At 73.3% G+C, this 26,378-nt stretch carries 25 protein-coding genes; 12 read left to right on the forward strand and 13 right to left on the reverse strand.

Going from position 1 to position 26,378, the window contains the following annotated elements:
* Window positions 1-181 precede the first annotated feature (181 nt).
* Both ACFWFZ_RS01340 and ACFWFZ_RS01345 read left to right on the forward strand, forming a co-directional pair.
* Window positions 182-1,228, forward strand: coding sequence for a terpene cyclase (locus ACFWFZ_RS01340; protein WP_387114822.1), 1,047 nt, complete (start codon window positions 182-184; stop codon window positions 1,226-1,228).
* 174 nt (window positions 1,229-1,402) lie between these two features.
* Complete coding sequence (locus tag ACFWFZ_RS01345) at window positions 1,403-2,140, forward strand: VOC family protein (RefSeq protein WP_387114825.1); 738 nt, start codon at window positions 1,403-1,405, stop codon at window positions 2,138-2,140.
* Here the strand turns inward: ACFWFZ_RS01345 and ACFWFZ_RS01350 are convergent.
* The 3 genes from ACFWFZ_RS01350 to ACFWFZ_RS01360 all read right to left on the reverse strand — a co-directional run bounded on the left by ACFWFZ_RS01350 (window position 2,127) and on the right by ACFWFZ_RS01360 (window position 4,350).
* On the reverse strand, window positions 2,127-2,606 hold the full coding sequence (locus ACFWFZ_RS01350) for an ADP-ribosylglycohydrolase family protein (protein ID WP_387116249.1): 480 nt from the start codon (window positions 2,604-2,606) through the stop codon (window positions 2,127-2,129). The two genes, ACFWFZ_RS01345 and ACFWFZ_RS01350, sit on opposite strands and share 14 nt — an antisense overlap.
* Window positions 2,528-3,217, reverse strand: a complete 690-nt coding sequence (locus ACFWFZ_RS01355; protein WP_387114828.1) for a hypothetical protein — start codon at window positions 3,215-3,217, stop codon at window positions 2,528-2,530. Before ACFWFZ_RS01355 ends, ACFWFZ_RS01350 begins: the two co-directional genes overlap by 79 nt.
* A 374-nt stretch (window positions 3,218-3,591) precedes the next feature.
* Window positions 3,592-4,350, reverse strand: a complete 759-nt coding sequence (locus ACFWFZ_RS01360; RefSeq protein ID WP_387114831.1) for an ABC transporter ATP-binding protein — start codon at window positions 4,348-4,350, stop codon at window positions 3,592-3,594.
* 201 nt (window positions 4,351-4,551) lie between these two features.
* Here ACFWFZ_RS01360 and ACFWFZ_RS01365 point away from each other — a divergent pair, with 201 nt between their 5' ends.
* The 5 genes from ACFWFZ_RS01365 (at window position 4,552) to ACFWFZ_RS01385 (ending at window position 12,839) form a co-directional block, all read left to right on the forward strand.
* A complete protein-coding gene (locus ACFWFZ_RS01365; RefSeq protein ID WP_387114834.1) occupies window positions 4,552-7,875 on the forward strand; it encodes an FtsX-like permease family protein in 3,324 nt (1,107 codons plus the stop codon).
* Window positions 7,872-10,820, forward strand: coding sequence for a hypothetical protein (locus ACFWFZ_RS01370; protein WP_387114837.1), 2,949 nt, complete (start codon window positions 7,872-7,874; stop codon window positions 10,818-10,820). The genes ACFWFZ_RS01365 and ACFWFZ_RS01370 overlap by 4 nt, the downstream gene beginning before the upstream one ends.
* Entirely contained in the window at window positions 10,817-11,773 is a 957-nt protein-coding gene (locus ACFWFZ_RS01375) for an ABC transporter ATP-binding protein (protein ID WP_387114840.1), read from the forward strand. Before ACFWFZ_RS01370 ends, ACFWFZ_RS01375 begins: the two co-directional genes overlap by 4 nt.
* 600 nt (window positions 11,774-12,373) lie before the next feature.
* The gene (locus ACFWFZ_RS01380; RefSeq protein ID WP_387116336.1) at window positions 12,374-12,538 is read left to right on the forward strand and encodes a hypothetical protein; all 165 of its coding nucleotides are present in this window, start codon (window positions 12,374-12,376) and stop codon (window positions 12,536-12,538) included.
* A gap of 37 nt (window positions 12,539-12,575) precedes the next feature.
* On the forward strand, window positions 12,576-12,839 hold the full coding sequence (locus tag ACFWFZ_RS01385; protein WP_387114843.1) for a GlsB/YeaQ/YmgE family stress response membrane protein: 264 nt from the start codon (window positions 12,576-12,578) through the stop codon (window positions 12,837-12,839).
* 93 nt (window positions 12,840-12,932) lie between these two features.
* Here the strand turns inward: ACFWFZ_RS01385 and ACFWFZ_RS01390 are convergent, their stop codons facing one another.
* The 8 genes from ACFWFZ_RS01390 to ACFWFZ_RS01425 are packed head-to-tail and all read right to left on the reverse strand — an operon-like array spanning window position 12,933 to window position 16,770.
* Window positions 12,933-13,331 (reverse strand): gas vesicle protein K, encoded by a 399-nt coding sequence (locus ACFWFZ_RS01390; protein ID WP_387114846.1) that lies wholly within the window; start codon window positions 13,329-13,331, stop codon window positions 12,933-12,935.
* Window positions 13,328-13,543 carry a gas vesicle protein gene (locus ACFWFZ_RS01395; protein WP_387114848.1) on the reverse strand — a complete coding sequence of 72 codons (216 nt, stop codon included), beginning with the start codon at window positions 13,541-13,543 and terminating at the stop codon, window positions 13,328-13,330. Before ACFWFZ_RS01395 ends, ACFWFZ_RS01390 begins: the two co-directional genes overlap by 4 nt.
* The gene (locus ACFWFZ_RS01400) at window positions 13,540-14,439 is read right to left on the reverse strand and encodes a GvpL/GvpF family gas vesicle protein (RefSeq protein WP_387114851.1); all 900 of its coding nucleotides are present in this window, start codon (window positions 14,437-14,439) and stop codon (window positions 13,540-13,542) included. Before ACFWFZ_RS01400 ends, ACFWFZ_RS01395 begins: the two co-directional genes overlap by 4 nt.
* A complete protein-coding gene (gene gvpJ / locus ACFWFZ_RS01405; RefSeq protein WP_387114854.1) occupies window positions 14,436-14,885 on the reverse strand; it encodes a gas vesicle protein GvpJ in 450 nt (149 codons plus the stop codon). Before gvpJ ends, ACFWFZ_RS01400 begins: the two co-directional genes overlap by 4 nt.
* Before the next feature lie 18 nt (window positions 14,886-14,903).
* The gene (locus ACFWFZ_RS01410) at window positions 14,904-15,155 is read right to left on the reverse strand and encodes a gas vesicle protein GvpG (protein WP_362624109.1); all 252 of its coding nucleotides are present in this window, start codon (window positions 15,153-15,155) and stop codon (window positions 14,904-14,906) included.
* Between the two features lie 20 nt (window positions 15,156-15,175).
* Window positions 15,176-15,886 (reverse strand): GvpL/GvpF family gas vesicle protein, encoded by a 711-nt coding sequence (locus ACFWFZ_RS01415; protein WP_387114857.1) that lies wholly within the window; start codon window positions 15,884-15,886, stop codon window positions 15,176-15,178.
* An 11-nt stretch (window positions 15,887-15,897) separates the two neighbouring features.
* Window positions 15,898-16,353 (reverse strand): gas vesicle structural protein GvpA, encoded by a 456-nt coding sequence (locus ACFWFZ_RS01420; RefSeq protein WP_387114861.1) that lies wholly within the window; start codon window positions 16,351-16,353, stop codon window positions 15,898-15,900.
* Window positions 16,354-16,386: 33 nt separating this feature from the next.
* Complete coding sequence (locus ACFWFZ_RS01425; RefSeq protein WP_387114864.1) at window positions 16,387-16,770, reverse strand: gas vesicle protein; 384 nt, start codon at window positions 16,768-16,770, stop codon at window positions 16,387-16,389.
* 251 nt (window positions 16,771-17,021) lie between these two features.
* On the opposite strand from ACFWFZ_RS01425, the gene ACFWFZ_RS01430 reads away from it, so the two are divergent.
* Together ACFWFZ_RS01430 and ACFWFZ_RS01435 are read left to right on the forward strand one after the other, a co-directional pair.
* Window positions 17,022-18,263, forward strand: coding sequence for a histone protein (locus tag ACFWFZ_RS01430; protein WP_387114866.1), 1,242 nt, complete (start codon window positions 17,022-17,024; stop codon window positions 18,261-18,263).
* A gap of 3 nt (window positions 18,264-18,266) precedes the next feature.
* Window positions 18,267-19,364: an SRPBCC family protein gene (locus ACFWFZ_RS01435; RefSeq protein WP_387114868.1), complete on the forward strand. Its 1,098-nt coding sequence runs from the start codon at window positions 18,267-18,269 to the stop codon at window positions 19,362-19,364.
* Window positions 19,365-19,445: 81 nt separating this feature from the next.
* Here ACFWFZ_RS01435 and ACFWFZ_RS01440 read toward each other — a convergent pair whose 3' ends face one another.
* Together ACFWFZ_RS01440 and ACFWFZ_RS01445 are read right to left on the reverse strand one after the other, a co-directional pair.
* A complete protein-coding gene (locus tag ACFWFZ_RS01440; RefSeq protein ID WP_030031066.1) occupies window positions 19,446-19,619 on the reverse strand; it encodes a CsbD family protein in 174 nt (57 codons plus the stop codon).
* A gap of 125 nt (window positions 19,620-19,744) precedes the next feature.
* On the reverse strand, window positions 19,745-21,082 hold the full coding sequence (locus ACFWFZ_RS01445) for a geranylgeranyl reductase family protein (protein WP_387114871.1): 1,338 nt from the start codon (window positions 21,080-21,082) through the stop codon (window positions 19,745-19,747).
* A gap of 610 nt (window positions 21,083-21,692) precedes the next feature.
* Between ACFWFZ_RS01445 and ACFWFZ_RS01450 the strand changes: the two genes are divergently transcribed.
* From ACFWFZ_RS01450 to ACFWFZ_RS01460, 3 genes are read left to right on the forward strand one after another with little or no spacing between them, the layout of a single operon-like run.
* Entirely contained in the window at window positions 21,693-22,652 is a 960-nt protein-coding gene (locus ACFWFZ_RS01450) for an oxygenase MpaB family protein (protein WP_387114874.1), read from the forward strand.
* Window positions 22,653-22,678: 26 nt separating this feature from the next.
* Window positions 22,679-24,787, forward strand: coding sequence for a tetratricopeptide repeat protein (locus tag ACFWFZ_RS01455; RefSeq protein ID WP_387114877.1), 2,109 nt, complete (start codon window positions 22,679-22,681; stop codon window positions 24,785-24,787).
* Window positions 24,784-26,355 (forward strand): phytoene desaturase family protein, encoded by a 1,572-nt coding sequence (locus tag ACFWFZ_RS01460; protein ID WP_387114880.1) that lies wholly within the window; start codon window positions 24,784-24,786, stop codon window positions 26,353-26,355. Before ACFWFZ_RS01455 ends, ACFWFZ_RS01460 begins: the two co-directional genes overlap by 4 nt.
* The last annotated feature ends 23 nt before the right edge of the window (window positions 26,356-26,378 follow it).

Raw genomic sequence — 26,378 nt, forward strand, 5'->3', positions numbered from 1 at the left:
GCGGACCGGATCGCGGCCGCCCTGGCCCGGGTCGAACCCGCCGACGCGGGCACGTCAGGACTCCGGCCGCTGACGCTACGTGGCATCAGCGCAGGTCACGAACAACACCTGGTGCCAAGTGGGAATCCTGGTCACACTTCCTCCGGTGGGCGCGATCTGACCCGACTTCACGGAGGACCCCGTGCCGCAGGATGTGGAGTTCCACCTTCCGTTCCCCGTCTCCTGCAGTCCGGACCTGGAGGGCGCGCGGCGGCGGAATCTGGCGTGGGTGCGACGGGTGGGACTGGTCGGGGAAGGCCGCTCCCTGGAGTGGTACGCGTCGTGGGACATGCCGCGGCTGGCCGCGCTGGGTTTCCCCTACGCCCGGGGCGCGATGCTGGATCTGTGCGCGGACGCGATGGCGTTGTTCTACGTCTTCGACGACCAGTTCGACGGCCTCCTGGGCCGGGCTCCCGCTCGCGTCGCGACCGTCTGCCAGAGGATGATCGACATCGTCCACGGCGCCGCCCCCGGCCCGGACGCGGACGCGTGCTCGGCGGCGTTCGCCGACATCTGGGGGCGCAGCGCCGACGGCGCGCATCCGGGGTGGGTGGCGCGGGTGGCACACGAGTGGGAGTACTACTTCGCGGCGCAGGCCCACGAAGCGATAGGCCGCCTCCGCGGCGCCCCGGCCGGCATGGAGGCCTACCTCCAGGTGCGGCGCGGGATCGCCGGCACCGACCTGCCGCTCTCCCTCGGCGAGCGGGCCGCCGGCATCACCCTCCCCGCGGCCGCGTTCCACAGCCCGCAGCTGCGGATCATGCGGCAGGCCGCCATCGACGTCACGCTGATGTGCAACGACGTCTACTCCCTGGAGAAGGAGGAGGCGCGCGGTGACATGGACAACCTCGTCCTGGTCATCGAACACACCCGCCGCTGCGGCAGAGAGGCGGCGATCGCCGAAGCCCGCGGTGAAGTCCGGCGGCGCGTGACGCGGTTCCAGGAGCTCGCGGTCCAAGTTCCCCAACTGTGCGCGCTGCTGGGGCTGACCGCCCGGGAGGCGGCCGGCGTGGACCGGTACGTGGAGATCATGGGCACGTGGATGAGCGGCTACCACGCCTGGCAGACCCGGACCGACCGCTACACCCACGCGCCTCACGTCCTGCCCGCCACCGGGCCCGGCTACTTCGACCGGGTGCTGGGCGCCGGGACGGCCTGCCCCGGTGGACCGCCGCAGCCACGGCATTAGGGCCTGTATCGAGTTGCCCCGCGGCGTCGCGACGCCCGGCACGCACCCTCGGCGCACGAGTCACATGCCCTGGTAGCTCCGCTACGAGGACATTCGTCCCGCACGCCGAGGGCACGCACCGAACGCCGCTCCCTGCTCCACGGGGCAACTCGATACAGACCCTAGGATCGCGGCATGGCGACAAGACTCGTGCAGATCAACATGAAAGCCCAGGACGACTCCGCGCTCGGCCGGTTCTGGGCGCAGGCACTCGGTTGGGGTGTCGACAGCGAGGGACCCGGTGTGACCAACCTCGAACCCGCGGGCTTCTCCTACCCCGACCCTGTGGCCGTCTGCATCGACATCATCGCCCGCCCGGAACCCAAGACGGTGAAGAACCGGGTGCACCTGGACCTGGCGACCACCTCGACCGCCCATCAGGCGGAGTTGGTGGCGCGCTTGAAGGACCTCGGCGCGACGCTCGCCGACGTGGGCCAGGGTGATGTCCCCTGGACGGTCATGGCCGACCCCGAGGGCAACGAGTTCTGCGTCCTGGAACCCCGCCCGGTCTACCAGGACACCGGGCCGGTCGCCGCCGTGGTCGTCGACTGCGCGGACCCGCGCGAGATGGCCCGGTTCTGGGGCCGGGCGACGGACTGGACGGTGCACAAGGTCACCGGCGACCAGGCGTCCCTGCGGTCCGCCCAGGGCGTCGGCCCGTACCTGGAGTTCGTCCGCACCCCCGATACCAAGAGCGTGTGGAACCGCGTCCACCTCGACGTCCGCCCCTACCCCGGCGACGACCTGGCATCGGAGGGAGCCCGCCTGCGCGCCCTGGGCGCCACCGACCCCGGGATCGACCAGTCCGAGATCCCCTGGACGGTGCTGGCCGACCCGGAAGGCAACGAGTTCTGCCTGCTCACCCCCGCGTGATCCCGGGCAGCGGTTCGCGGGCCGCGTGCCAGGGGGGCGGGAGGGCGGGGACGCCCGTGCGGGCGGCGATCACTCCGCCCGCGATGGCGCAGGTGGTGTCCACCGCACGCCAGGGCTCGCCCGCGCCGAACCGCCGCAGGACGTCGTGCATCGAGGCTCCGTAGCCGCGGTGCGTGTCGTCGGCGTAGGCCTCGGCGAGGCGCAGGGCGAGACGGTCCTGGTCGATCGTGCCGCCGCCCTCGGCGAGCTCCCGCACGGGGGCGAGGGCCTGGGCGATGTCGTCGCTCCAGCGCCACAGCGGCTCCGGGGCACGGTCCGCGCATCCAGGGCGGCCGGGCCCCCGGCACTCCGGTTCAGGCGGGGCCGTGTTCCCGCCGCCGGACGCGTTCAGTGGGCGAGCGCGGCGGCGGGCACGGTCCGGTAGGGGGCGAATTCGACGTTGTCCTTGCAGCCGAGCTGCTCCCAGGTCTTGTCGTTGGTGACCGGGTCGGTGCCCGTCAGCCGGTACTTGCACGCGCCCTTGATGAAGTTGCCCTGCACGCCGCCGGGGAAGTCGATCTCCTTGTTCCACAGGTACGGCGACTGGTAGTTGTTCACACGGGCCGTCGCGTTGACGTCGATACCGCCGGGCGCGTAGATCTCGTACACCCAGCCGGTCTTCTCCGTGCCGTAGGTCGCGAACCGCTTGGCCACCGACTGGTCGCAGCTGGTGCTGAGGTGGGCACTGAGCTGCCCGCCCCCCTTGACGATGTACTCGGCGAGGGGGATGAGCTGGTCGCCGCGCGGGGTGAAGCCGGTCCGGAAGATCTCCTCGACGTTCTCCCTCGTGTCGCCGCGCCACAGGGTGTTGACGTCCTCGCGCCACTGCCACCGCTCGCTGGAGGCGGTGGCGGCCACGGTGGGGGCGATGTGCGCGACGGTGGTGGTGCGCCACCAGTCCGCGGCCCGGTACTCGACGGTCGGGCCACAGGGCGTGGTGGTGTCGTCGTCAGCGGCCGCCGGCGCCGCCGTGGCGGTGGGGGTGACGAGGGAGAGGAGGAAGGTGGCGGCGAGGACCCGCAGAGCGGCCTTCGGCATGATATGACGACCCATCAGTCGAGGCGTGGGGGAGAAGAGGGCACCCCGTTTATAGGGGTGCCGCCCGACTGCCGGGCCGTGAGCCGCAAGGCGGACCACCCGTGCGGGGGGATCAGTCGTACTGGGGAAAGGATTCACCGGCGGCCCGCAGGCCGGGCACGGGATGCGCTGCGGGTCCGCCGGGGTTCAGGTCTGGCGGTCCAGGTCTGCCCGTTCAGGCCCCCGGCCTCCGGGCGCGCCGGAAGCCGGCCGGCTCGCAGGCGGCGACGGCTCCGGCATCGACGCTCGGCGCTCGGGGTACGGGGTTCGGGGTGCGGGCTAGGGACGACCGTGCCCGACGCGTACGGTCGCCGCAGCGCGGGCGGCGCGGCCTGTCACACCTCCGCGGTGGCCGTGGAGGGCTCGACGATGCGGCCGTCGCGCAGTTCCGCGACCCGGTCGGCGAGTTCGATCAGGTTGGGGTCGTGGGTGGCGACGAGGATGGTGACGGACTCGCTGCGCACCACCGCCCGCAGCAGCTCCATGATCGACCGGCCGGTCTCCGAGTCGAGCTGGCCCGTCGGCTCGTCCGCGATGATCAGGTCGGGGTCGTTGGCCAGGGCGCGGGCCACCGCCACGCGCTGCTGCTGGCCGCCGGAGAGCTCGCCGGGGCGCTGCTCGGCGTGGTCCGCGAGGCCGACCAGGGCGAGCAGCGTCCGGGCGCGCTCCTCCCTCTCCCTGGCCGGGACGCGGCGCAGGCGCATCGGTACGCCGACGTTCTCGGCGGCGGTGAGGACGGGTAGCAGGCCGAACGACTGGAAGACGAAGCCGATGCGGTCGCGGCGCAGGGCGAGCAGGTCCGGCTCGCCCAGTGTCGCCAGGTCGGTTCCGTCGATGCTGATCCGGCCGCCGGTCGGGGTGTCGAGGCCGCCGACGAGGTTCAGCAGGGTGGTCTTGCCGGAGCCGGACCGGCCCTTGAGGGCGGTCAGTTCGCCCCGGCGGACCTCGAAGGAGACGCCGCGCAGGGCGTGGACGGCCTGCGCCCCGCTGCCGAAGCTGTGGCGTACGTCGTCCACGACCACGATCGGTGTTCCCTCGGCCTGCCGCGCCACCGTGGTGGTCGCGGTCGCCGTTCTATTCTGGTGGTCCGTCATCGCCTGTGCCCCCGTTGGGTCGTCCGAGCGGAGCGTCCGGCTCCCTGTTTCGCGGCACGCTCGCGCTGCCACTGCAGCCTTCTGATCGCATTTGCGCATCTGCCGCACCCATCACGCAAGTCCCTTCCGTACTGGGTTCGAATCTGACAACATCGTCCGCTATCCGGTACCCGAGGTCCGGATGGGGGAGGAACTCAACACGTGCTCGGCTTCGTCGTGCGCCGGTTGCGCGGGCGTTGGCCGCTCGCCGTCGCCGTGCTGCTCACCGTACTGATCACCGCGACCGCTCTGACCGCGCTGACGGCATTCACCCGTGGCGTGGGGGAGGAGGGTCTGCAGCGTGCCCTGACCGGCCCGGAACAGCCTCGGACCACCGTCGTGGTCACCAGCGGCCATCCCGCCACCGACCGCGCCGAGGACGACGATGCCGTCCGGGCCTTCGCGGACCAGGTCTTCGGGCGGATTCCCGTGGCCACCGAGAGCGTGGCCCGCAGCCGCTCGTACGGACTCCCCGGCGCCGCCGCCTCGGGCCAGGACGCCGACCTGACCCTGCTCGCCGCCCTCGGCCGGGAACACGTACAGCTGACCGCCGGCCAGTGGCCCGGGCCGGTCGCCGCCACCGCCCCCGCCACTGCCCTCGGTACCGCCACCGCCGCCGTCCCCGGTACCGGGACCGGCGCCGCCCCGGCGCCGATGCAGGTCGCCGTGCCGCGCGCCGCGCTCGCCCGGCTCCGCCTCGCCGAGTCCGCACTGCCCGCACCGGTCCGCCTCGACGACCGGTTCGGCGGGCCCCCGCTGACCGTGCTGGTCACCGGCGTGTACCGGGCCGCCGATCCGGACGCCGGCTACTGGCGGCTCGACCCGCTCGGCGGGCGTGAAGTCCAGTCCAGCACCCTGGCCACCTACGGTCCGCTGCTCGTGGACGACAGCGCCTTCACGACCGGCGCACTCCTGCAGAACTACCGCCTCACCCTCCTCACCCCGGACCTGCGCACCGTCCGCACCTCCGAGGCCGAAGCCATCCGCGCCACGACCGCCCCGGCCGCGGCCGACCTCGAACGCACCACCTCGCTGCGGGCCGCCACCGATCTGCCGAAGGTCCTCACCGAGCTGGACTCCGGCATGCGCGTCGCCCGCTCGACGCTGATGATGGGCGCCCTCCAGCTCGCCGTCCTCGCCACGGCCGCACTGCTCCTCGTCTCCCACATCGTGACGGCCCGCCAGGAGCCGGAGCGCGTCCTGCTCACCGCGCGCGGCGCCTCCCGCAGACGGCTCGGCGCCCTGAGCGCGGCCGAGTCCCTGCTGCTGGCCCTGCCCGCCGCCGTCCTGGCGCCCCTGCTGACCCCACCCCTGCTGCGGCTGTTCAGCCGGTTCGGACCGCTGGAACGGGTCCGCCTGGAGATCCCGGACACCTGGCTGGTCTGGCCCGTCGCGGCCGGCTGCGCCCTGGCCTGCGTCCTGCTGACGACCCTGCCCGCCGTCCTGCGCGGCGCCTCGGCCGCAGTCCTGCGCCGCGTGGGCAGCCGGCAGACGATGGTGGCCGGCGCCGCCCGCTCCGGCCTGGACCTGGCCGTGGTGGCCCTTGCCGTCCTCGGCTATCAGCAGCTGTCGCAGTACGGGGCGGCGGACTCCCCGCCACCCGCCACCGGCTCCGGCGGCGGGCTCGGCGTGGACCCCGTCCTGGTCACCGCCCCCGCCCTCGCCCTGTGCGGAGGCACACTGCTCGTCCTGCGCCTGCTGCCCTTCGCGGCGCGCGCCGGGGGACGGCTGGCCGCACGCGGCCGGAGCCTGGCCCCCGCCCTGTTCGGCTGGCAGCTCGCCCGACGCCCCGGCCGGGCCACCGGGCCCGTGCTGCTCCTCGTACTCGCCGTCTCCAGCGGGATCCTGGCGCTCGGCCAGGACTCCGCCTGGTCCGCGTCCCAGCGCGACCAGGCCGACTTCGCGGCCGCGGGCGGCCTGCGGATCTCCGCGAGCAGCATGCCCGCGATGGGCCAGGGCGGCCGCTACGGGGCACTGCCGGGCGGCGACCGCCTCAACCCGGTGGCCCGCCGGGAGCAGCAACTGCCCGGCGGGGTCGTGGCCGACGTCCTCGCGCTGGACGCCGCCAAAGCGGGCGACCAGGTACCGCTCCGCGCCGACCTGCGCGGCGGCCGCGACATGCGCGAGCTGTTCGCCCCGCTCGCCGGCACCGGCGCCCAGGCCCCCGGTGTCGCACTGCCCGGCTCCCCCCGCCGGATCGACCTCGACGTGACGGTACGGTCCACGGGTACGGGCTGGGCAGCCGTGAGCGTGCTGCTGCGCGACCGGTTCGGGGCGGTCCACGGCACGCAGTCCGCGACCCTGCCCGCCGGCGGCGACGCCACCCTCGCCTTCCCCCTGGACACCCTGACCGGCGCCCCGGTCGGTTCGGCCGCGACGCCGCTGACCCTGGCGGGCATACGCCTCTCGTACGCCGGGGACGGCGGCCCCCCGGGCGACGGCAGCGAGCTGGCCCTGCGCCGGATCGGCGTCTCCGACACCGTGGACGGCGCCGCGGCAGCGGTCCCCGTACCCGGCGCCGGCGGCCCGGACGGCTGGCGGGTCTCGCCCTCGCAGGAGAAGCGGATCCAGCGGGCACCGGAAGCGTCCCCGGCCCCGGCCGGCTCCTCGGACCTGACGCGGCTGCGCTACTGGGGCGGGTTCGGTACGGAGACGGGTGTCACCACCGTGCTGTTCCCCGCACCCGCCGGGCCGGCCCCGGCCGAGGTCCCGGCGGTCGCCACCACCCGCTACCTGAGCAGCGTGGGCGCCTCCGTCGGGGACACCGTCCCGGTCCCGGTCGACGGAACGAACGTCTCCATGCGGATCACCGCCGCCGTCGACTCCCTTCCCGTCGCCGGACGCACGGCGATCGCCGCCGACCTGCGCGTGCTCGGCCGCTTCCTCGTGGAATCCTCCGGGCGGCAGCCTCCCGCGCCCGCCGAGTGGTGGCTGCCCGCCGCCTCGGCCGCCGACCCGGCCCCGGCCCGCGCGGCCGCAGAGCTGCGCGCGGGCGTCAGGACCGAGCGCGTCCAACTCCGCGAGGAGATCACCGACCGCCTGTTGGACGACCCGCTGAGCGCCGGCCCGCAGAGCGCGCTGGCCGCCCTCGCCGTCGCCTGCGCTGTCCTGGCCGCCATCGGCTTCGCGACCGCCACAGCCGCCGAACGAAGGGTGCGCGGCCGGGAGTTCTCCGTCCTGCTCGCACTCGGCACACCGCGCCGGCCTCTGGCCCTGGCGGCCGCCGCCGAGGGCGGGGTGCTGATCGCCATCGGCACCGCCGTCGGAACGGGGCTCGGCGTCGCCCTCGTCCACCTGATGGCGCCCCTGGTCGTGCTGACCCCCTCGGCCGGCCGGCCGTTCCCGCCCGTACAGGTGGACATGTCGTCCTGGCAGATCCTGCTGACGGCCGCCGCCATCGCCGCCGTTCCCCTGCTGTCGGCCGTCTTCAGCGGCCCCCGGGGCCGCGACATCGCCGCCCGGCTGCGTCCCGTGGAGGAGATGTGACCACCCCGCCGCCGACCCCGGGGCCGTCCACCCCGGGGCCGTCCACCCCGCCTCCGACCCCGCGGCCGCCGACCACCCCTCGCCCGCCCGCCGCCCCGAAGTCCGGGCCGCGGCCCGCGCCGTGGGTCCGGACCCGGCTGCGCGCGGCTCCGCTCGGCACCCTGCTCGCCGCCGCGCTGGCGTTCGTCGCGGTGCTGCTCGCCGCCGCCCTGCCCCGGGCCCAGGACCGGGGCGCCGACCAGGCCCTGCGGTCCTTCCTGCACAACAGCGGGTCGACCCGCGCCGGCCTTCAGGTGACCGCGCCGGCACCGGCGTCCGGGCAGAGCGCCCAAGCACTGGACCGGACGCTGCAGAGCCTCCTCGCCCATACCGGGAACACCTTCCACGTGGACGCCGACAGGGTCGTCCACGGCACGCGGACCACCAAGCGCCAGCCGCTGACGAATCCGGAACTGTCCCGCCCGCACGGCCTCCCGCCCAAGATGTCCCTGCTGTACATCGAGCAGGCGCAGGATCACGTGAAGCTGGTGGAGGGCCGCTGGCCGAGCGACACCCCCCGGCCCGCCGGAGCCGCCTCCTACGACCCGCCCCTCCAGGTCGCCCTGTCGCGGAAGGCCGCGGACACCATCGGCGCCCGTGTGGGCTCGGTCCTGGAGAGCGCGCCCCTGACCGACGGCACCCCGTCCGTGGAGGTCGTGGGCCTCTACTCGGCCCCGGACGAGACCGATGACTTCTGGGTGGACCTGGACTGCCTCCCGCGCGCCTGCAAGACGTTCGCCGGGGAGAGCTACCTGTGGGAGGCCGACGCCTTCATCGGGGCCGGCGACCTCGACCGGATGGACCTCTGGGGCCACAACGCAGAGGACTTCTGGCGCCTCCCGGTGGACGTCGGCCGGCTGCGCGCCGACCTGCTGGACGCCACGAAGGAGGAGATCGCCTCGTACGTGGCCGGCCCCACCGCCGCCGCCATCGCCTTCGACACCCGCCGCGAACGCATACGGACCACCTCGTGGCTGCCGGAACTGTTCGGGCAGGCCCACGACCGCCGACAGGCGGCCGCGCCCCTCGCGCTGATCGGACCCGCCGGGGTCGGCGGGGTCGCCTTCGTCGTCCTCTGCCTCGCCGGCGCGCTCGCCGCGGACCGGCGGGACGCCGAACTGCGGCTGCTGCTGGCCCGTGGCGGCTCCCGCTCCGCCATCGTCGGCCGGCTCCTGCGGGAAGGCGCCGTCACGGTCCTCCCGGCCGCCGCGGCCGCCACCGCGCTCGCCGTACTGCTGCTGCCCACGCCACGGCTCGCCCCCACGCTCATCTCGGCCGCGACCGTCGCACTGCTCGCGCTGCTGGCCTTCCCCGTACGGGCGGCCGTGCTGCTGACCCCGCCCCGCTCCGCCGGGCGCTGGCGGCGGCCCGTGGCCGAACTGCTCGTCCTCGCCGCCACGGCCGCCGCCGTGCTGGAGGTCCGCCGCCGGGGGGTCGCCCCGGCCGGCAGCGACCCTGACCCGCTGCTCGTCGCCTCCCCGCTGCTGCTCGCACTGTGCGGGGCCCTGCTGCTGGCCCGGGTCCAGCCGGTGGTGACCGGGTGGTTCGCCCGGGCGGCCGGCCGCCGGTCCGGACTGGTCGGCTTCCTCGGGCTGGCCCGGGCCGCACGCGGCAGCGGGGCCCGGGGCGCCGGCCGCTCCGGCCCTTCCCTCCTGCCGATGGCCGCCCTGCTCCTCGCCATCACCACCGGGGGGTTCGGAGCCGCCGTCCTGCAGTCCGTGGACTCGAACCGGCTCGGTGTCGCCCGGCTGGCCGTCGGGGGCGACGCGGCGATCTCCGCCTTCGGCAAGGCGGAGCTCCCGGAGGGCCTCGCGAAGGCCGCGGGCGAACTGCCAGGCGTACGGACGTCGGTGCCGCTGTGGATCGACCACGACTCCTCCCTCGTCGGCACCGTCCAGCGCTCCAGCCAGGTCAACCTGATCGTCGTCGAGCCGCGAGCGTACGCGGAGCTGTCGCGCGTCCTCGGCTGCGGGCCCTTCGACCCGGCCCTGCTCGCCACGGCAGGCGGGGAGCCCGCGGACGCCCCGGTGCCCGCGCTGTTCAGCTCCGGCCTGGCGCGGCTGGGCGGTTCGGGAACCTTCACGCTCCAGCCCGGCAACGGCGGCGAGGTGCGCGTCCGCGGCGCCGCCGTGATCGACTGCACTCCGGCGGTTCCGGCCGCGGACGCCGCGACCGTCGTCCTGCCCGCCGGCCGAGCGGCGGCCCTCATCGGGGGCGCCGACCGCCCGAACCGGTGGTTCGGCCTCGGTCCCGTCGACGGGGACCGGCTGCGCGCGCTGGTCCGCACCGCACTCCCGGCGGAGCCCGCTTCCCCGTCGGCGTCTGCGTCTGCGTCGGCCTCCGTGTCCCCTTCGCCTGCGGTCCAGTCCGAAGGCCAGGACCAGGCCCCGGCTGCCGGGACGCAGCCGGCCGACGAGGTGTATCCCGTGCGCACCAGCGCTGACGCGGTCGCCGAGCTGGGCTCCGATCCGCTGCAGAGGTCCGCCGAGCGCCTCTTCTGGGCCTCGGTGGCCGGAGCGGCCGGCTTCGCGCTGCTGGCCGTACTGCTGACGCTGATGCGGAGCGTCCCCGAACGCGCGGCCCTGCTGGCCCGGCTGCGCACGATGGGGCTGCGCCGCCGGCAGGGCGTCGCGCTGATCCTCGCCGAGACCCTGCCGCAGACCCTGGCAGCGGCCCTGGGAGGGGCCCTGGTGGCGGCCGCCGCGGTGGCGCTGCTGGGTCCGGCGATGGACCTGTCCACCCTGGTCGGCGCGAGCGTGCCGATCGGCGTACGGGTCACGGTGGGTCCCGTACTGACCCAGGCCCTGGGCCTGGCCGCCCTGGTCGCCGCGGCCGTGCTCGTCGAGGCGGCGACATCCGGGCGACGGCAGATCACCACCGAGTTGAGAGCGGGAGACCAGCGTTGAACAGCGACCAGCCGACGTACGAGGAGCTGCGCCGCCGGGCGACGGCCGCCGCGGAGCCCCGCACCCGGGCGACGGACGCCGCGATCGCCTGCGACCGCCTGGTCCGCATCTTCAGCACCGACGGTATCGAGGTGCAGGCCCTCCAGGGGCTGGAGCTGACGGTCGAGCAGGGCGACCTGGTGGCCCTCGTGGGCGCCTCGGGCAGCGGCAAGTCCACCCTCCTGAACATCCTGGCGGGGCTGGACGTCCCGACGGCGGGCAGTGCGGCGGTCGCCGGCTACGACCTGCTGGAACTGACGGCGCGGGACCGGCTGCGCTACCGGCGCGAAGCGGTCGGGTTCGTCTTCCAGCAGACGGCCCGCAATCTGCTGCCGTTCCTGACGGCCGCCCAGAACGTGGCCCTGCCGATGCAGTTGAAGGGCGGCGGCTCGCGGCGCGGCGCGGGCGCGCGCCGCTCGGCCCGGGTGGCGGAGATCCTGGACGCCCTCGGGATCGGCGACCTGGCGCACCGGCGCCCGGCGGAACTGTCCGGCGGTCAGCAGCAGCGGGTCGCCATCGCGGTGGCGATGGCCAACGACCCCAAGGTTCTGCTGGCCGACGAACCCACCGGCGAACTCGACTCCGAGACGGCCGCGGCCGTCTTCGAGGCCTTCCGCACGGTCAACAAGGAACTGGGCGTGACGGTGGTCATCGTGACGCACGATCCCATGGTGGCCGGCGAGGTCCGCCGCACGGTCGCGATCCGCGACGGCCGCACCAGCAGCGAGGTGCTGCGCCGCCTGGTCACCGACGAGCACGGCGAGGAATCGATCAGCGAACGCGAGTACGTCGTCCTGGACCGCTCGGGACGCGTCCAGCTTCCCGCGAAGTTCCTGGAAGCCCTGGGCATGGAGCACCGCGTGGCGGTCGACCTGGCACCGGACCACATCGAACTGCGCCCCGACAGGACTTAGCGCCTAGCGGCCGTGACCGCAGAGGTTCACCGGCTCACGCGCCCGGCACGCCACACTGACATGCCGTCACCCGGCGCCCTACGCTGCAGTGCGCGCAGCACTCCGGCGTGCCGGAGCGCGCCGCTGCCGCGACCTCACGTGCCGCCCGGCAGCGCCGGACCCGTCGGCGGGGTCTCGCCCGATGACGGGGCCTGCCCTCGAATCCCGGCCGAAAGGTCTGCCGCCGATGCTCCCCGCAGCCCGACGGGAACCTGTGGTTCACCGAGCAGCTCGGCAACGGCCTCGGCCGGGATCACTCCCACGGGGGAAGTCGCGTACTACCCCCTGCCCAGCGCGGCCGGTTTCCCGCCCCGGATCACCGCGGGAGCGGACGGCGGAATGTGGTTCACCGAGATCGTCGGCGACCGCGTCGGACGCGTCGAGGTCGCAACAACGGGCCCTTCGGTGCGGCGGACGCGGTGGTCACCCTGAACCTGCCGCGTGGCGCGCAGGCAAAGGGCACGGCCCCCGCCGCCGACCGCGACGGCCCCTGCTTTTGTTTTGGAGTCAAATATTCGGATATACGCGTAACGGCTGGACTGTGAAAGGAACGACATGGGTGTGGGTGAGAAGGCAAAGGCCGAGATGGAACAGGTCGCGGGTAAGGCTGTGCGCAAGGCGGCCCATGCGATGGGAAAGGAAACCCTGGCCGCCAAAGGGGCGGCTCTGGAGGCCCGGGGCAAGGCGCGGAGTGTCAAGGAGAAGGGAAAGGACACGCTGTACTGATCGGCATTTGGCAAGGTTCTGAAAGCGAGAAGGAAGCATGGGCGTACTTGCTTGGATCCTGCTCGGTCTGCTCGCGGGCATCATCGCGAAGATGCTGATGCCCGGTAAGGACCCGGGCGGCATCATCATCACCATACTGATCGGCATCGCGGGTGGGCTGCTCGGCGGATGGCTGGGAAAGGTGATCTTCGGAGTCGACTCCGTCGACGGCTTCTTCGAGCTTTCGACCTGGATCGCCGCCATCGTCGGTTCCCTCATCCTCCTGATGATCTTCCGATTGTTCCGTCGCACGTCGCGATAGCGGCACCGGCAGCCGCGGCGGCCCGCAGGGCGCATGCCGACCGAGGAACGAAACGGCTTCCCCTCCCCGCGAGGGTGAAGCCGTTTTCCTCGGTCACGGCGGAAGGAGGGGCCCCAGCGGGCCCAGGTCGAGATTGAGGTCCTCCAGCGTGTAACCGTGCTCCGTGCACAGCTCGGTCATGCGGTCGTGGAGGGCGAGGAGCGTGGCCCCCAGCTCCTCCTCCTGCTCGTCGGTGAGATCGCCCGCGTCGACGCGGCGCAGGGCCTGGCGTTCGATGAGCTGGCGCAGGAGCTCCACGAGCGTGAGGACGAGCTTGAGGAGGTCCTCGCCGACGGTGTCGGGGTCGGTGTGGAGGCGGCGAGCAGGCCGTGGAGGCTCGTCTCCAGGGGCGGTGGGCGGTGCCTGGAGGAGCCGGAAGGCGTTCGCCATCGTGTCGCCGACGGCGCTGAGGTCCGGAGCCGGGGGGTGCCGGGCGGGGCCGTCGCCGGTCACGGCCGCTCACCGCCGCTGGAGGAAGACGGGTCGGGGCCGCCGGCCACCGAGGTGATGAGGGCGCGCAGGGAGATCCGTACCAGGTCGATGTCCGCGATGGACAGGACGACGTCCCCGGTGATCACGACCCCGCCGGCCAGCAGCCGGTCGAGGAGGTCGACCAGGGCGACCTGCCGGCCCGGCAGGGACTCGTCGCGCGGGGTGATGGTCATGTCGGTCCGCCAGGGGTGTCGGTGGACGTGTCGGTGTCGGTGTCGGTGCCCGTGGCCGGTGGAGCCGGCATGGCGAACGAATAGGGGGCCCAGGGGCCGGTGACGTCGACACGTACGCCGGGCAGGCCCTCGCCCGCCTGCTCCACGGCGCTGCGGAAGGCCTCGGCCTGTTCGTCGGGAACGAGGTACGCGTCGTTGAGGACGTTCTCGCCGTCCTCGCCTGCTGCGCCGCGGGTCAGGGGTCCCGACTGGGTGGGGTGTCGCACGGCGTGGGTCGCGTGCGGGGCCGCGGCCGCGGCGATGCGTTCCGCTGCCCGTGCGGCCTGCTGGTAGCGGTCCTCGCGGGCGTGGTGCTGCCTCTTGCGGGCCTGGAGGTAGGCCTTGCCGGGACTGCTGGGTGCGGGTGCCGGTGTGGCGGCAGGGGGCGCCGAGTCGGGCGCATCGGCTCCGGCGTCGCCGGCGGCCTCGGGGCGTACGTAGACCTTGACACCGTACTCGGCGTGGTGGGCCAGGAGGGCCAGGCGGTCGGCGAAAGCGGGCCGCTGCTCGCGCAGCGCCGCCAGTGCTCGTTCCTCGTCCTGGTAGAGCGTCGCCATCCGCAGGGGCAGGACGGTCGCCCGGTCGCCGAGGGCCTGGATGACGTGGTGGTGGGCCCGGGCGGTGCTCTCCAGCCAGTCGAGGTCCTCGAAGTGCGCCCGGAGCGCCTCTTCGCGCCAATCGCCGTGGGGGACCTGGCTGGTGACGAACGAGGGCGCCGCCGGGCCGGCCTCGTCGAGGGGCGGCAGGAGGGACAGCGCGGCGTCGGCCACGCCCCGCAAGGAGGCCAGGATCCGGCCGAGCTCCGGCGTGGGCACGGCGACGGCGTACACGTAGGTGAGGGTCGGCTCCTGGCTCATGGGGCGGGCCTGTTCCTCTTGGAGGCGCCGCGAGCCGGGCGGCCCTCTTCCCGGGCGAGGTCGCCTTCCGCTTCATCCACGCCCTCCGGGCCGGGCTCCGCGGTGCCCAGGCGTTCGCGCCGCAGTGCCTCCACCTCGGCCCGCAGGCGGCGGTTCTCCTCCGCCAGCGGGTCGCCGCTGTGGCGGGAGGAAAGGGACGGGTCGTACTCCCACCAGTCGATGCCCATCTCCTTGGCCTTGTCCACCGAGGCGATCAGGATCCGCAGCTTGATGGTCAGCAACTCGATGTCGAGGAGGTTGATGCGGATGTCGCCGGCGATGACGATGCCCTTGTCCAGGACGCGTTCGAGGATGTCGGCCAGGCTGGCGGAGGAGCTGGGGGGATAGGACATCGGCGCCGCCCGGGACGGCAACGGGCCCAGCCGGTTGGCGAGCGGGTCAGTCACGGTCCCCGACCTCCCAGGTCACGGCAGACCCTGCTGCCGGTATCTCGTGATCTCGTCGAGCCGGTCGAGGAGTTCGTCCTCCATGACCTCGAAGGTGTCGGGGTCGATCTCCCCCCGCTGGAGCCGGCCTTCGAGGTCGGCGAGCGCCGCCCAGACGGGGGCGGGGTCGTAGTACTCCTCGGTCGCCTTGTCGGCGACGCGCTGCGCCACCCACACCACGGCGCGCATGGGCGCCAGCGGCGAGGTCAACAGTCCGGTCAGCAGCCCCATGGCTCCTCCTCCTGAGCGCCCTAGACGAAGCTGTACGGCGGCAGCGGCCCACCGAAGCGGAATTCGACGCCGTCGACCTGCCCGGCGAGCCCCGCCACGGCGTCGACGAAGTCCTCCTTCTGGTCGTTGTGGACCAGGAGGGAGAGGTTGAGCATGTCGCCGTCGACCGGGGCGCGGACGGCGTGGTCGCGGGCGAACCCGACCAGCGCCTGGACGAGGTCGGAGGCGAGCGTCTCCTGCCGGCCGCGTACCTCCATGGCGACGAGTTCTCCCAGTTGGAGGGGAAGCCGGGGGTCGGTGTCGCCCTCCCGGATCCGGTCGTTGAGCTTGCGCGCCTCGGGGAACTCGTCGAGGATCTCGCGCAGGAGCGCCTCCTCGTCCTGGGAGGCTTTGACGTTGTACTCGGCGCAGCCTTCGACTCGATCCAAGGAGTCGAGGTAGGAGTCAGCGCGTTGCAGCAGGGCTTCGCGGACGGTCTGATCGTCGGGGGCGATGTACCCGAACTGCAGGGGCAGGACCGCGCCGTCGGCCATCAAGCTCGTCTGGACCTCCTGGTGGGCGGTCAGGTCCCGACGCTTGGGACGGATCTCCTCGTCCACGTCACTGACAACCGCGCACAGCTGATCCGTGGTGACGGTACGGAGCGCCGTGGGCTGCGCACCTACGCCGGTCAGCCCGTCCAGACGGCAAGGGTGCTCTGCCCCGATGATCGAATACACGTACAGAGCCATCGCCTGCTCCCCTACTCCCTCTCACGGCGTACCGGGCGGCGTGCGGGTCGACGGCGCCGCGGGGCCTCTTCCTCCTCGGGCTCCTCCTCCGGCTCGTCCTCCCTCTCGGACTTGCCGGTCAGGGACTGCGTCACCGCGTCCACCGCCCCGCTGAGCGCGCCCTTGGACTTGCCGTGCGCACCGCTCTCGACCATGTTGCCGACCACGTCCGTCAGCTGGGCCGGCGCCTTGCGGCCGGTTTCCAGGTCGAGCCGGTTGCACGCCTCGGCGAAACGCAGGTAGGTGTCGACGCTGGCCACGACGATCCGGGCGTCGATCTTCAGGATCTCGATCCCGACCAGGGAGACACGGACGAACACGTCGATGACCAGCCCGCGGTCAAGGATCAGTTCCAGGACATCGTAGAGGCTGGTGCCGCCGCCCCTGCCTCTGCTGACGCTGCTTCCACCCTGCGGCATCACGGTCATGGCCGCTTCCCTTCACCGGTGGCCGGCGGCCCCTCACGTCGGCCGATCGATCATTGCCCTGCTGTACCGCCGTGTCCTCTCGTAGGAGATCAGCTCCCCTTCCTCGTCGATCGTGACCTTGTAGCTGGCCAGGACACTGGTCGTGTCGGGGATGCGTTCCAGCTCCACGACCTCGACCTGCGCCTCCCAGCCGTCCTCGGTGGGTTTCAGGGCCGACACCGATTCGGGCGGGCGCCCGAGCAACTGCGACAGCTGCTGGGCCGCCAGGCGCATGGCGGCTGCCGCTCCCGGGGTGCCGCGGCGCGCGGCCGTCTTGCGGGGCGGGGCCTTGCGGCTCGGCCTGCTCGTCTGTGCGTCGTCGCGGTCACCGCCGTCCGACGGGGAACGCCGACGGCGCGCGGGCTCTGCTGGGGTCATGGACCCACTCTCCCTCGCGGACTGCCGCCTCTAGGGCTGCCCGCTTGCATGAAGATCAAACACATCGGATCACAACAAAACCAGATTTTCATGGCATACGAGGCATATCTGGCACCAGCGGGGCAGCCACTTAGTAACCGAGCGATCAGCGCGCCCCGTCACCCCAGCGTGCATCCCGCGGCAGCTGCAGCGGCGGCACGTGGAGTGCGAAGCGGAGGCCCCCGGGCGCACCTGGTGAAGGGAAAGGGCTCATGGACGACACGACCAAGATCGCCCTGGCGGCCGCCATCGTCGGCGGCTACGTGTTGGGGCGGACGAAAAAGGGTCGTATGGCCCTCAGCCTGGCGACGTTCGTCGCCGGCCGCCGCATCGGGCTGGAACCGAAGGAGCTTGCGGCACAAGGCCTGAAGAAGCTGGGCGAGATGCCACAGGTCGCCGAGCTCACTGAGCAGATCAGGGGCGAGGCCCTGGACGCCGGCCGCAAGGCGCTGACGGCCGCTGCCAACCGTCAGCTGTCCCAGCTCGCCGACTCGCTCCACCGGCGGACGCTCGCCGTCGGCCGGGAGGACGACGAAGACGCCGACGAGGAGGAGTACGAGGACGCCTACGAGGACGAGGGCGAGGAGGGGGACGCGGCCTACGACGAGGAGCCCTACCAGGGCGCCGAAGGCGAGGAAGAGCAGGAACCGGAGGGGGAGTACGAGTACGAGGACGAGCAGGACGAGGAAGAGCCTGAAGAGGAGGCGGAGGAGGAGCCCGAAGAGGAGCCCGAGGAAGAGGCCGAAGAGGAGCCCGCCCCCCGTCGGCGGTCGGCCCGCCGCCGCTCTGCGTCCGCCCGGAAGCCGGAGGAGGCGGAGGACGAAGAGGAGCCCGAGGAAGAGGCCGAAGAGGAGCCCGAGGAAGAGGCCGAAGAGGAGCCCGAGGAGGAGCCCGAGGAGGAACCGGAGGAAGAGCAGCCCGAGGGTGAGGGCGAGGACGAGGAAGAGCCCGCGGCACGCCGACGTACGGCCCGCCGCCGTTCCGCGTCCGGCCGTACGGACAAGGCGGGACAGCGCAGCGCACCCGCGGGTAAGAGTGCAGCCAGGAAGTCCGCTCCGGCCAAGAAGTCAGCTCCCGCCAGGAAGACCGCCCCGTCGAAGAAGGCCGCTCCCGCGAAGAAGGCCGCTCCCGCCAAGAAGGCCGCTCCCGCCAAGAAGGCCGCTCCCGCGAAGAGGGCAACTCCCGCCAAGAAGTCGGCTCCCGCCAAGGAGGCCGCTTCTGAGAAGAAGTCCGCCCCGGCCAAGAAGGCGACCGCCAAGAAGTCGCCGAGTGGGCGCTCGGCGTCCAGGGCACCCGCCAAGAAGGCGGCGGCGAAGAAGGCGGCAAGCAGACCCGCCGCGAAGAAGGCCGCCGCGAAGAAGTCCGCGGCGAAGAAGCCTCCCGGCCGCCAGGCCGCGTCCAAGACCACCGCGGCGAAGAAATCGGCCCGCCGCAAGCCGACGGCGCGGAGGTGAACCATGGCCACCACACAGCAGGGCTCCAAGGACGGACAGTCCGGTTTCGACAAGCTGCTCGAAGAACTGGGCGCCTACGTCTCCGCCCAGGCCGAAGGCCTGGCGGACAAGGCCGTGGACAAGGTGGGAGACCTCACCGACCGCCTCTCCGACGTCGCGGAGAACGGAGGGTCCCTCGCCGGCATCGGAGGCAAACTCCTCCAAGGCGACTCACCGGTGAAAGCCGTGCTCGGGCAAACGGTCAGCGGGCTGAAGGACAAGGTCAGCGAAACGGCCGGCAACCTTTTCGGAGGCAAGAGCAAGGGCAAGGGGCGCAAGGGCGGCACCAAGGCCATGCACATCATGGAGACCATGGACGTGGGACTGCCGCTGCGCACCGTCTACGACCACTGGACCCAGTACGAGAACTTCAGCAGTTTCGCCAAGGGTGTGCGCAGCGTCTCGCAGAACGACGACACGACCACGGACTGGAAGGTCAAGGTCGGACCGTCCACACGCAGCTGGAAGGCCTCGATCCAGGAACAGGTGCCGGACGACAGGATCGTCTGGTCCTCGGAGGGCGCCAAGGGAACGACGCGCGGCTGCGTGAGTTTCCACGAGCTGGCCCCCTCGCTCACGCGGATCGTCCTCGTCGTCGAGTACTACCCCGCCGGCTTCTTCGAGAAGACGGGAAACATCTGGCGGGCCCAGGGCCGGCGCATGCGGCTCGACCTGAAGAACTTCAACCGCTTCGTCACCCTCTCCAACGAAGAGCCGGAAGGCTGGCGCGGAGAGATCCAGGACGGCGAGGTCGTCGTCACGCACGAAGAGGCCCTGGAACAGGAAGAGGCGGCGGGCGAGGAGCCGGAAGAAGAAGGCGAAGAGGGCGAAGAGGGCGCCGCCGACGAGGACGCCTACCCCGAGGGCGAGGAGGAAGCCGACCAGGACGCCGACCAGGACGAGGACGAATACGCGGACGAGGAGGAGTACGAGGGCGCGGAGGACGAGGAAGGCGACGAGCCCGACGACGGCGGCGACGAATACGAGGACGAAGCCGAGTACGAGGACGAAGCCGAGGGCGAGGAGGAGGAAGAGCCGCCCCGGCGGTCACGTCGGCGCTGAGGGGCGCGGCGGGACGGACACGCAGAGAGGCCGGCGGCTCAGCCACCGGCCTCTCTGCGTGCGTGCTCGTCCGCGTGCTCGTCAGTGCTTGAGAGCGTCCTTCGCCTTCTGCGCGGCCTGCTTCGCATCACCTGCGGCCTGCTCGGCACGGCCCTTCATCTCCAGGCTCTCGTTGCCGACGGCCTTGCCGGTGACCTCCTTCGTCTTTCCCTTGACGGACTTGCCGATGTTCTTGGCCTTCTTCCCTGCGGCCATCCTCGACACCTCCAGAACCTGCCTGAGAACAACGGGTGGATCGAATCCCGCCACCCAGCGGGTGCCCGTTCCGGCAGCGCGTACACCCGGACCGGCCCCACCGGAGCCGAAATGTCCGCCACCCGTCAGGGCCGCGGCGTCGGGACGAGCCGCAGGAGCGTGTGCAGGACGGAGTCGATGGTGTCGCGGCCCGGTTCGGCGCTGACGTCGGTGAGCAACCGGGCCAGGGTGCGTACGAGCACGGGCGAGCCCATGACGCGAGGGTGGAGGAGCGCCCGGAAGCCGTAGCGGGAGAAGACGAGATCACTGGCGAGGTTGCCCAGGCGGTAGTAGCGCCCCCAGCGGCGGTGGATCTCCGCCGGGTACTGCTGCAGTGCGTGTTCGCGCCTCGGCCCGGCCGGGCGGGCCAAGGCCAAGGCGATGGTCCCCGCCGCCACCTCCGCGGCCTCCATGGCCTGGCCGATGCCCTCGCCGCTCCACGGGCTGACCATGCCCGCGCTGTCGCCTACCAGCAGCAGGCCCCGGCGGTACTGCGGCCGCCGGTTCATTCCCATCGGCAGGGGCGCGCTGCGCATGGGGGATGCCGCGTTCTCCTCCCGCACGCCCCAGCCCGTCGGGAGGCGGGGGAGCCAGTGCTCCATGGCGGCTCGAAGGTCCACAGGCCGGCTGCGCCGCTGCGGCAGGGCGCCGAGGCCGACGTTGACGCGCCCGTCACCGAGCGGGAACACCCAGCCGTACCCGGGCAGGTCCAGCCCCGTCTGCGGACAGCGCAGATCGGCCCAGAGTTCGAGATAGGGGTCGTGGGTGCGGGCTTCGCTGCGGTAGTAGCGGCGGGCCGCCGCAGCGACCGGGCGGCCCGCGTCGCGCGCGAGGCCCAGGGCCACGGCGATCCGTGCGGAGGCGCCGTCGGCGGCGACGACCAGCGGCGCCCGGTAGGTGACCGGCTGCTTGTCCGGACCGCGGGTGGCGGCCACCCCGGTGATGCGCCCGGCTCGGTCGGTCAGGGGGGCCGTCACCTTCACGTGGGTCCGCAATCGGGCTCCGGCTTCCCGGGCATGGGCGGCGAGGAGATCATCGAAGTCGTGGCGGCTGCGGGTCAGCCCGAAATCGGGGAGGCTGCCCAGCCGCGGCCAGTCCAGCTCCACCTGGTTTCCTTCGCACACCCACCGCATGCCCTTGTTGCGCATCCAGCCGGGAGCGTTGACGTCGATGCCGAGCCGTACGAGCTGGTGAACGGCCCGCGGTGTCAGGCCGTCGCCACACACCTTCTCCCGCGGGAAGCCGCTCTTCTCCAGCAGCAGCACGTCCAGGCCCGCTCGGGCCAGGTGCACCGCCGTGGCGGAACCGGCGGGTCCGGCCCCCACCACGATGACGTGCGCCTCTTCGTCCTCCCCGCCTCCCGGCTCCGGAGAACGGGTGGCAGGGGTGCCGTCGCCGCCTGCGTCGTCGTGTTCGGTGGTCACCCCACCACTATGCCGCCCGCCCCACCCTCCGGGGCCGCGTGGCATGCCCCGGCGCGAGGCGTGTCGCGGGCACAAGCGCGGAGGGGGCGTCGTCAGTGCGGAGGGGGCGTCTTCGTGAGACCACGGCGAGCGGCGCCGTGCTGTGGTTGATCACCGCCTGCGTGACATGGCCGAGGCGTGGGCCCAGCGGCGAGTCGCCCCCGTCGCCGGCCCCGAGGAGTCCGGCCACGGGAGAACCGGGGGCGGCATCGGCGGCCCCGTCTACGGCCGCTGGTGCTGTGGCCGGGCAGCAGGGCACGCAGCATGCGCCGGAGTGCCCTGCGCGCGCCCCACATCGCGAGGCGCAGACTCCACACCGTCAGCCGCCTGCCGATCCGGATGAGGACGGCCCGGGGCCGCAAGCGAGCCAGCGCTCGACGCCGTCGCCGCCACTTGCGTCCGTGCCGCCCGGGGATGAGCTTCACGCCAGGCACCTGCCCGTTCCGGGGCGAGGGACACCGGGGCGGCGGACCCCGGTGCGAACCGTCCCCGCGGGTCGCCTTCGGCTGCCCCGCAGACCTTCCGCTCGGTAGGCTGGAGCCGCCGGGCGCCTGCGACGGGGAGGTACGGGATGGGGAACACCGCGACCGGACCGGGGCCCCGACCCGGAAGCGGACCAGAACACGGACCCGAGCCCGCGGCCGGGACGGGATCCGGCCCCGACCCGGGGCTCTACGGCCCCGCCTCCGTCACCTGGCAGTGCCACGGCGACCCCATGATGTGGATCGCGGGGGTCCGCGCCCTCTACCTCCAGGCCCTCCACCCACGCGCCGTCCGCGGGGTCATGGAGAACTCCGACTTCCGGCGCGACGCCTGGGGCCGGCTGATGCGCACCGCCGACTTCGTCGGCACCCTCACCTACGGCACCACCGAGGCCGCAGAGCGCGCCGGCGGCCGCGTCCGCGCCATCCACCGCAGGCTGACCGCCACCGATCCGGCCACCGGCCGTACCTTCCCCGTGGACGACCCCGAGTTGCTGCTGTGGATCCACTGCGCGCAGATCGACAGCTTCCTGCACGTCCTGCGCCGGTCCGGCATGGCGCTCACCCCCGCCCAGGCCGACTGCTACGTCGACGAGAACCGCGTCAACGCACGCCTCGTCGGCCTCGACCCGGCCGGCGTCCCCGCCACCACCGCCGAGCTCGCCGCCTACTTCGACAGGGTCCGCCCCGCGCTCGCCGCCGGCCCCGACGCCCTCGCCGTGGACGACTTCCTGCGCGGCCCGCCCGTCCATCCCCTCCTGGTGCCTGGCCGAAACCTGCTGTGGCGCCCGCTGGCCGGCCTCGCGTACGGTTCCCTCCCCGGCTGGGCGCACCAGCTGTACGGGCGGCCCGCTCCCTCCCCACGCAGCGTCACCCGGCGCCTGCGCCTCACGGGACGCGTGCTGCGCAGCATTCCCGCAGGTCTGCGGTGGAAGCTGCCTCCAGGTCACATCTTGAAAGCGATGCGCCGCATGGGCCCCGCGAGCCGCCCCTCCCCGTACACACTGCGTACATCAGCGGCCATACTGGACCGGCCGGGGAGGGCGTAGCGCGACGACGGGGGCGACTTTAAGACATGGCGGAGTCCAGACTGATCCAGGGCCGGTACCGGTCGCTCGATCTGATCGGGCGAGGCGGCATGGGCGAGGTATGGCGCGCCCGGGACGAATCGCTGGGCCGGCATGTCGCCGTCAAATGCCTCAAACCGATCGGCGCCGAGCAGGACGCCCACTTCACGCAGGTGCTGCGCGAGCGCTTCCGGCGCGAGGCGCGCGTGGCCGCGTCCCTCCAGCACCGCGGGGTCACCGTCGTCCACGACTTCGGCGACGACAGCGCCGCCGGCGGCCCCCTCTACCTCGTCATGGAGCTGCTCGAAGGCCGCAACCTCAGCCAGCTCATGGAGGACAACGCGACCCGCCCGCTGCCCGTGGACGTGGTCGTCGACATCGCCGAGCAGATGGCCGCCGCCCTGGGCTACACCCACGACCAGGGCGTCGTCCACCGCGACCTGAAGCCGGCCAACATCATGCGGCTCGTCGACGGCACCGTGAAGATCTGCGACTTCGGCATCGCCCGGCTCGCGCACGACATCGGCTTCACCGCCAAACTCACCGGCGGCGGCATGGCCATGGGCACCCCGCACTACATGTCGCCCGAGCAGATCGCCGGCGGCGAGGTCGACCACCGCAGCGACCTCTACTCCCTCGGCTGCGTCCTGTACGAGATCGCCACCGGAGCCCCGCCGTTCGACCTCGGCGACTCCTGGTCGGTGCTCATCGGCCATCGCGACACGCCGCCCGTACCGCTGCGCGAGCACCGCCCCGAGCTGCCCGGCTACTTCGAGCAGGTCGTCCTGGACCTGCTCGCCAAGTGCCCCGAGGACCGTCCGCAGGACGCCCGCCACGTGCACCGCAGCCTCGTCGAGTCCCGGCTCGGCCCCGGCGGCCCGCCCGGCGCCCCCGCCCCGCTCCCCGCCTGGGCCCGCGGCATGACCGCCGGCCGCATGGCCGGCACCGAGGCGCGTCCCGCGAGCGGTGCATGGGCCGTGCTCACCGGCTCCTGGACGGCCGTGCGCCCCAGTGGCGAACAGCCCGTCCCGCGTCCGCGCGGCGCACGGCACGCGGTCCGCCCCGGCGGCACCATCGTGCGGCCCGCGCCCGCCGAGGACCCCCGCCTCACCGCGGCCTACGGGTTCCCGCGCCCCGCCGGCCCGCGCGAGACCGGCCCCGACGCCCTCGCGGCCGGCCACGCCCGCGCCTACGGCCTCAGCCGTGCGGGCCGCTGCGAGGAGGCTCTGTCCGTGTACGCGGCCGTCGCCGACGGGCGCGCCCGGGTCCTCGGCCCTGACCACGCCGACACCCTCGCCGCGCGTCAGGAGGCGGCGTACGAGATGGGCCGGCTCGGCCGCCACCAGGAGGCGCACGACGTCTACCGCGCGGTGCTCGTCGCCCGCGAGCGGACCATGGGACAGCTCCACCCCGACACGCTGCGCTGCCGCCACAACCTGGCCTGCGCCCTGCGGGCGCTGGGCCGGTACGCGGAGGCCCATGCCACAGCCGTCGCGGTCGCCGCGGACCGGGCGGCCGTCCTGGGCGCGGAGCACGCCGACACCCTGCTGACCCGGTACGAGGCGGCGTACGTGCTCGGTCGCCTCGATCGCTGGCAGGAGGCCCTGGCCGGCTTCCGCGAGGTCGCCGCGGCACGCGAACGGGTCCTCGGCCACGACCACCCCGACACCCTGGCCGCCCGCTACGAGGTGGGCATCGCGCTCGGCCGCACCGGCGCCAGCGCCCAGGCCCTCGACCTCTTCCGTGCCCTGGTCCGCGACCGCACCCGCGCCTACGGGGCCACCGACCCCGAGACCCTGCGTGCCCGGCACGTCCTCGGCGTCAACCTGGGCCGCCTGGACCGGTGGGAGGAGGCGGTGGCCGAGGCCCGCCAGGTGGCCGCCGCACGGGCCGCGACGCTCGGCGCCGAACACGCGGACACCCTGGTCAGCCGCCGCGAACTGGCCGTCGGGCTGGGCCGGCTGGGCCGCTGGGACGAGGCCCTGCCGATCTACCGGGACCTGTCCGGCATCCGCGAACGGTCCCTGGGCGACGGGCATCCCGAGACGGTCCTGGCCCACGCCGACGAGGCCCACTGTCTGGAGCGGCTCGGCCAGGTGTGCTACCAAGAGCCATGACGACCTTCGGGCGGGACGTGTACGACGACGTGATCGTGGGCGGCGGGCACAACGGCCTGGTGGCCGCCGCGTATCTGGCCCGGGCGGGCCGCTCGGTGCTGGTCCTGGAGCGGCTCGGCAACACCGGCGGGGCGGCGATCTCCAGCAGACCCTTCGTGGGCGTCGACGCCCGCCTCTCCCGCTACTCGTACCTGGTCTCCCTGCTGCCCGACAAGATCGTTCGCGACCTGGAACTGAGCTTCGCCGTCCGCCGGCGCACGGTCTCCTCGTACACCCCGACCGAGCGCGAAGGGAGGCCCGGCGGACTGCTCGTCGGCGGGGGCGAGGAGCGCACCCGCGAGTCCTTCGCCCGGCTGACCGGCTCGGACCGGGAGTACGAGAGCTGGCGCGCCTTCTACGCGACCACCGGGCAGGTGGCCCGCAGGGTGTTCCCGACCCTGACCGAGCCGCTGCCCACACGGGCGGAGCTGCGGGCCCGGATCGACGACGAGGCCGCGTGGCGGATGTTGTTCGAGGAGCCGCTGGGGCAGGCGGTGGAACGGCACTTCACCGACGACCTGGTCCGCGGGGTGGTCCTGACGGACGGCCTCATCGGCACCTTCGCGGACGCGCACGACCCCTCACTCGCCCAGAACCGGTGCTTCCTCTACCACGTCATCGGCGGCGGGACCGGCGACTGGGACGTCCCGGTCGGCGGCATGGGCGCCCTCACGGACGCCCTCGCCGCGGCGGCGGCCAAGGCCGGGGCGGAGATCGCCACCGGCCACGAGGTGCTGCGGATCGACACGGACGGGGCCGCTCCGGCCGAGGTGGTGTTCCGTACCGCGACGGGCGAGGGCCGGGTCGTCGGCCGTACGGTGCTGGTCAACGCATCGCCGCGGGCGCTGGCCGAACTCCTCGGCGAGAGCGCGCCCCAGGACCGGGCGACGGCGCCCGAGGGCGCCCAGCTCAAGGTCAACATGCTGCTGCGCCGGCTGCCCCGGCTGCGGGACGCAGGCGTCGACCCGCGCGAGGCCTTCGGGGGCACCTTCCACATCGCCGAGGGGTACTCCCAGCTCGCCCGGGCCTACGCGGAGGCCGCGGCCGGGGAACTGCCGTCCGTACCGCCCTCGGAGATCTACTGCCACTCGCTGGCCGACCCGACGATCCTCGGACCCGAACTGGTCGAGCAGGGCTACCACACGCTCACCCTCTTCGGCCTGCACACCCCGGCCCGGCTGTTCGGGCACGACAACCAGCAGGCCCGCGAGGTGCTGCTGACCGCCACCCTCGCGCAGCTCGACGCGCACCTGGCCGAGCCGCTCACCGACTGCCTGGCCTTCGACGCGGACGGCCGCCCGTGCATCGAGGCGAAGACCCCGCTGGACCTGGAACGTGAACTGCGGCTGCCCGGCGGCCACATCTTCCATCGCGACCTGTCCTGGCCGTACGCGGAACAGGACGGCGGCCGGTGGGGTGTGGAGACCGCCCACCGCAACGTCCTGCTGTGCGGCGCGGGCGCGGTCCGCGGCGGCGGCGTCAGCGGGGTCCCCGGCCACAACGCGGCGATGGCGGTACTGGGCCGGTAGCCCTGCCCGGCGTGGGGCCTGGC

The sequence above is a fragment of the Streptomyces sp. NPDC060232 genome (assembly GCF_042726555.1).
GTDB lineage: Bacteria > Actinomycetota > Actinomycetes > Streptomycetales > Streptomycetaceae > Streptomyces.

Coding starts and splice junctions, on each gene's coding strand:
- ACFWFZ_RS01410 (WP_362624109.1), bottom strand. CDS start 15,155: ATGGGGCTGCTGACCGGACTGTTGACCTCGCCGCTGGCGCCCATGCGC.
- ACFWFZ_RS01440 (WP_030031066.1), bottom strand. CDS start 19,619: ATGGCCGCAGGGAAGAAGGCCAAGAACATCGGCAAGTCCGTCAAGGGA.
- ACFWFZ_RS01435 (WP_387114868.1), top strand. CDS start 18,267: ATGGCCACCACACAGCAGGGCTCCAAGGACGGACAGTCCGGTTTCGAC.
- ACFWFZ_RS01415 (WP_387114857.1), bottom strand. CDS start 15,886: ATGGCTCTGTACGTGTATTCGATCATCGGGGCAGAGCACCCTTGCCGT.
- ACFWFZ_RS01425 (WP_387114864.1), bottom strand. CDS start 16,770: ATGACCCCAGCAGAGCCCGCGCGCCGTCGGCGTTCCCCGTCGGACGGC.
- ACFWFZ_RS01345 (WP_387114825.1), top strand. CDS start 1,403: ATGGCGACAAGACTCGTGCAGATCAACATGAAAGCCCAGGACGACTCC.
- ACFWFZ_RS01355 (WP_387114828.1), bottom strand. CDS start 3,217: ATGCCGAAGGCCGCTCTGCGGGTCCTCGCCGCCACCTTCCTCCTCTCC.
- ACFWFZ_RS01385 (WP_387114843.1), top strand. CDS start 12,576: ATGGGCGTACTTGCTTGGATCCTGCTCGGTCTGCTCGCGGGCATCATC.
- ACFWFZ_RS01430 (WP_387114866.1), top strand. CDS start 17,022: ATGGACGACACGACCAAGATCGCCCTGGCGGCCGCCATCGTCGGCGGC.
- ACFWFZ_RS01420 (WP_387114861.1), bottom strand. CDS start 16,353: ATGACCGTGATGCCGCAGGGTGGAAGCAGCGTCAGCAGAGGCAGGGGC.
- ACFWFZ_RS01400 (WP_387114851.1), bottom strand. CDS start 14,439: ATGAGCCAGGAGCCGACCCTCACCTACGTGTACGCCGTCGCCGTGCCC.
- ACFWFZ_RS01460 (WP_387114880.1), top strand. CDS start 24,784: ATGACGACCTTCGGGCGGGACGTGTACGACGACGTGATCGTGGGCGGC.
- ACFWFZ_RS01395 (WP_387114848.1), bottom strand. CDS start 13,543: ATGACCATCACCCCGCGCGACGAGTCCCTGCCGGGCCGGCAGGTCGCC.
- ACFWFZ_RS01360 (WP_387114831.1), bottom strand. CDS start 4,350: ATGACGGACCACCAGAATAGAACGGCGACCGCGACCACCACGGTGGCG.
- ACFWFZ_RS01450 (WP_387114874.1), top strand. CDS start 21,693: ATGGGGAACACCGCGACCGGACCGGGGCCCCGACCCGGAAGCGGACCA.
- ACFWFZ_RS01455 (WP_387114877.1), top strand. CDS start 22,679: ATGGCGGAGTCCAGACTGATCCAGGGCCGGTACCGGTCGCTCGATCTG.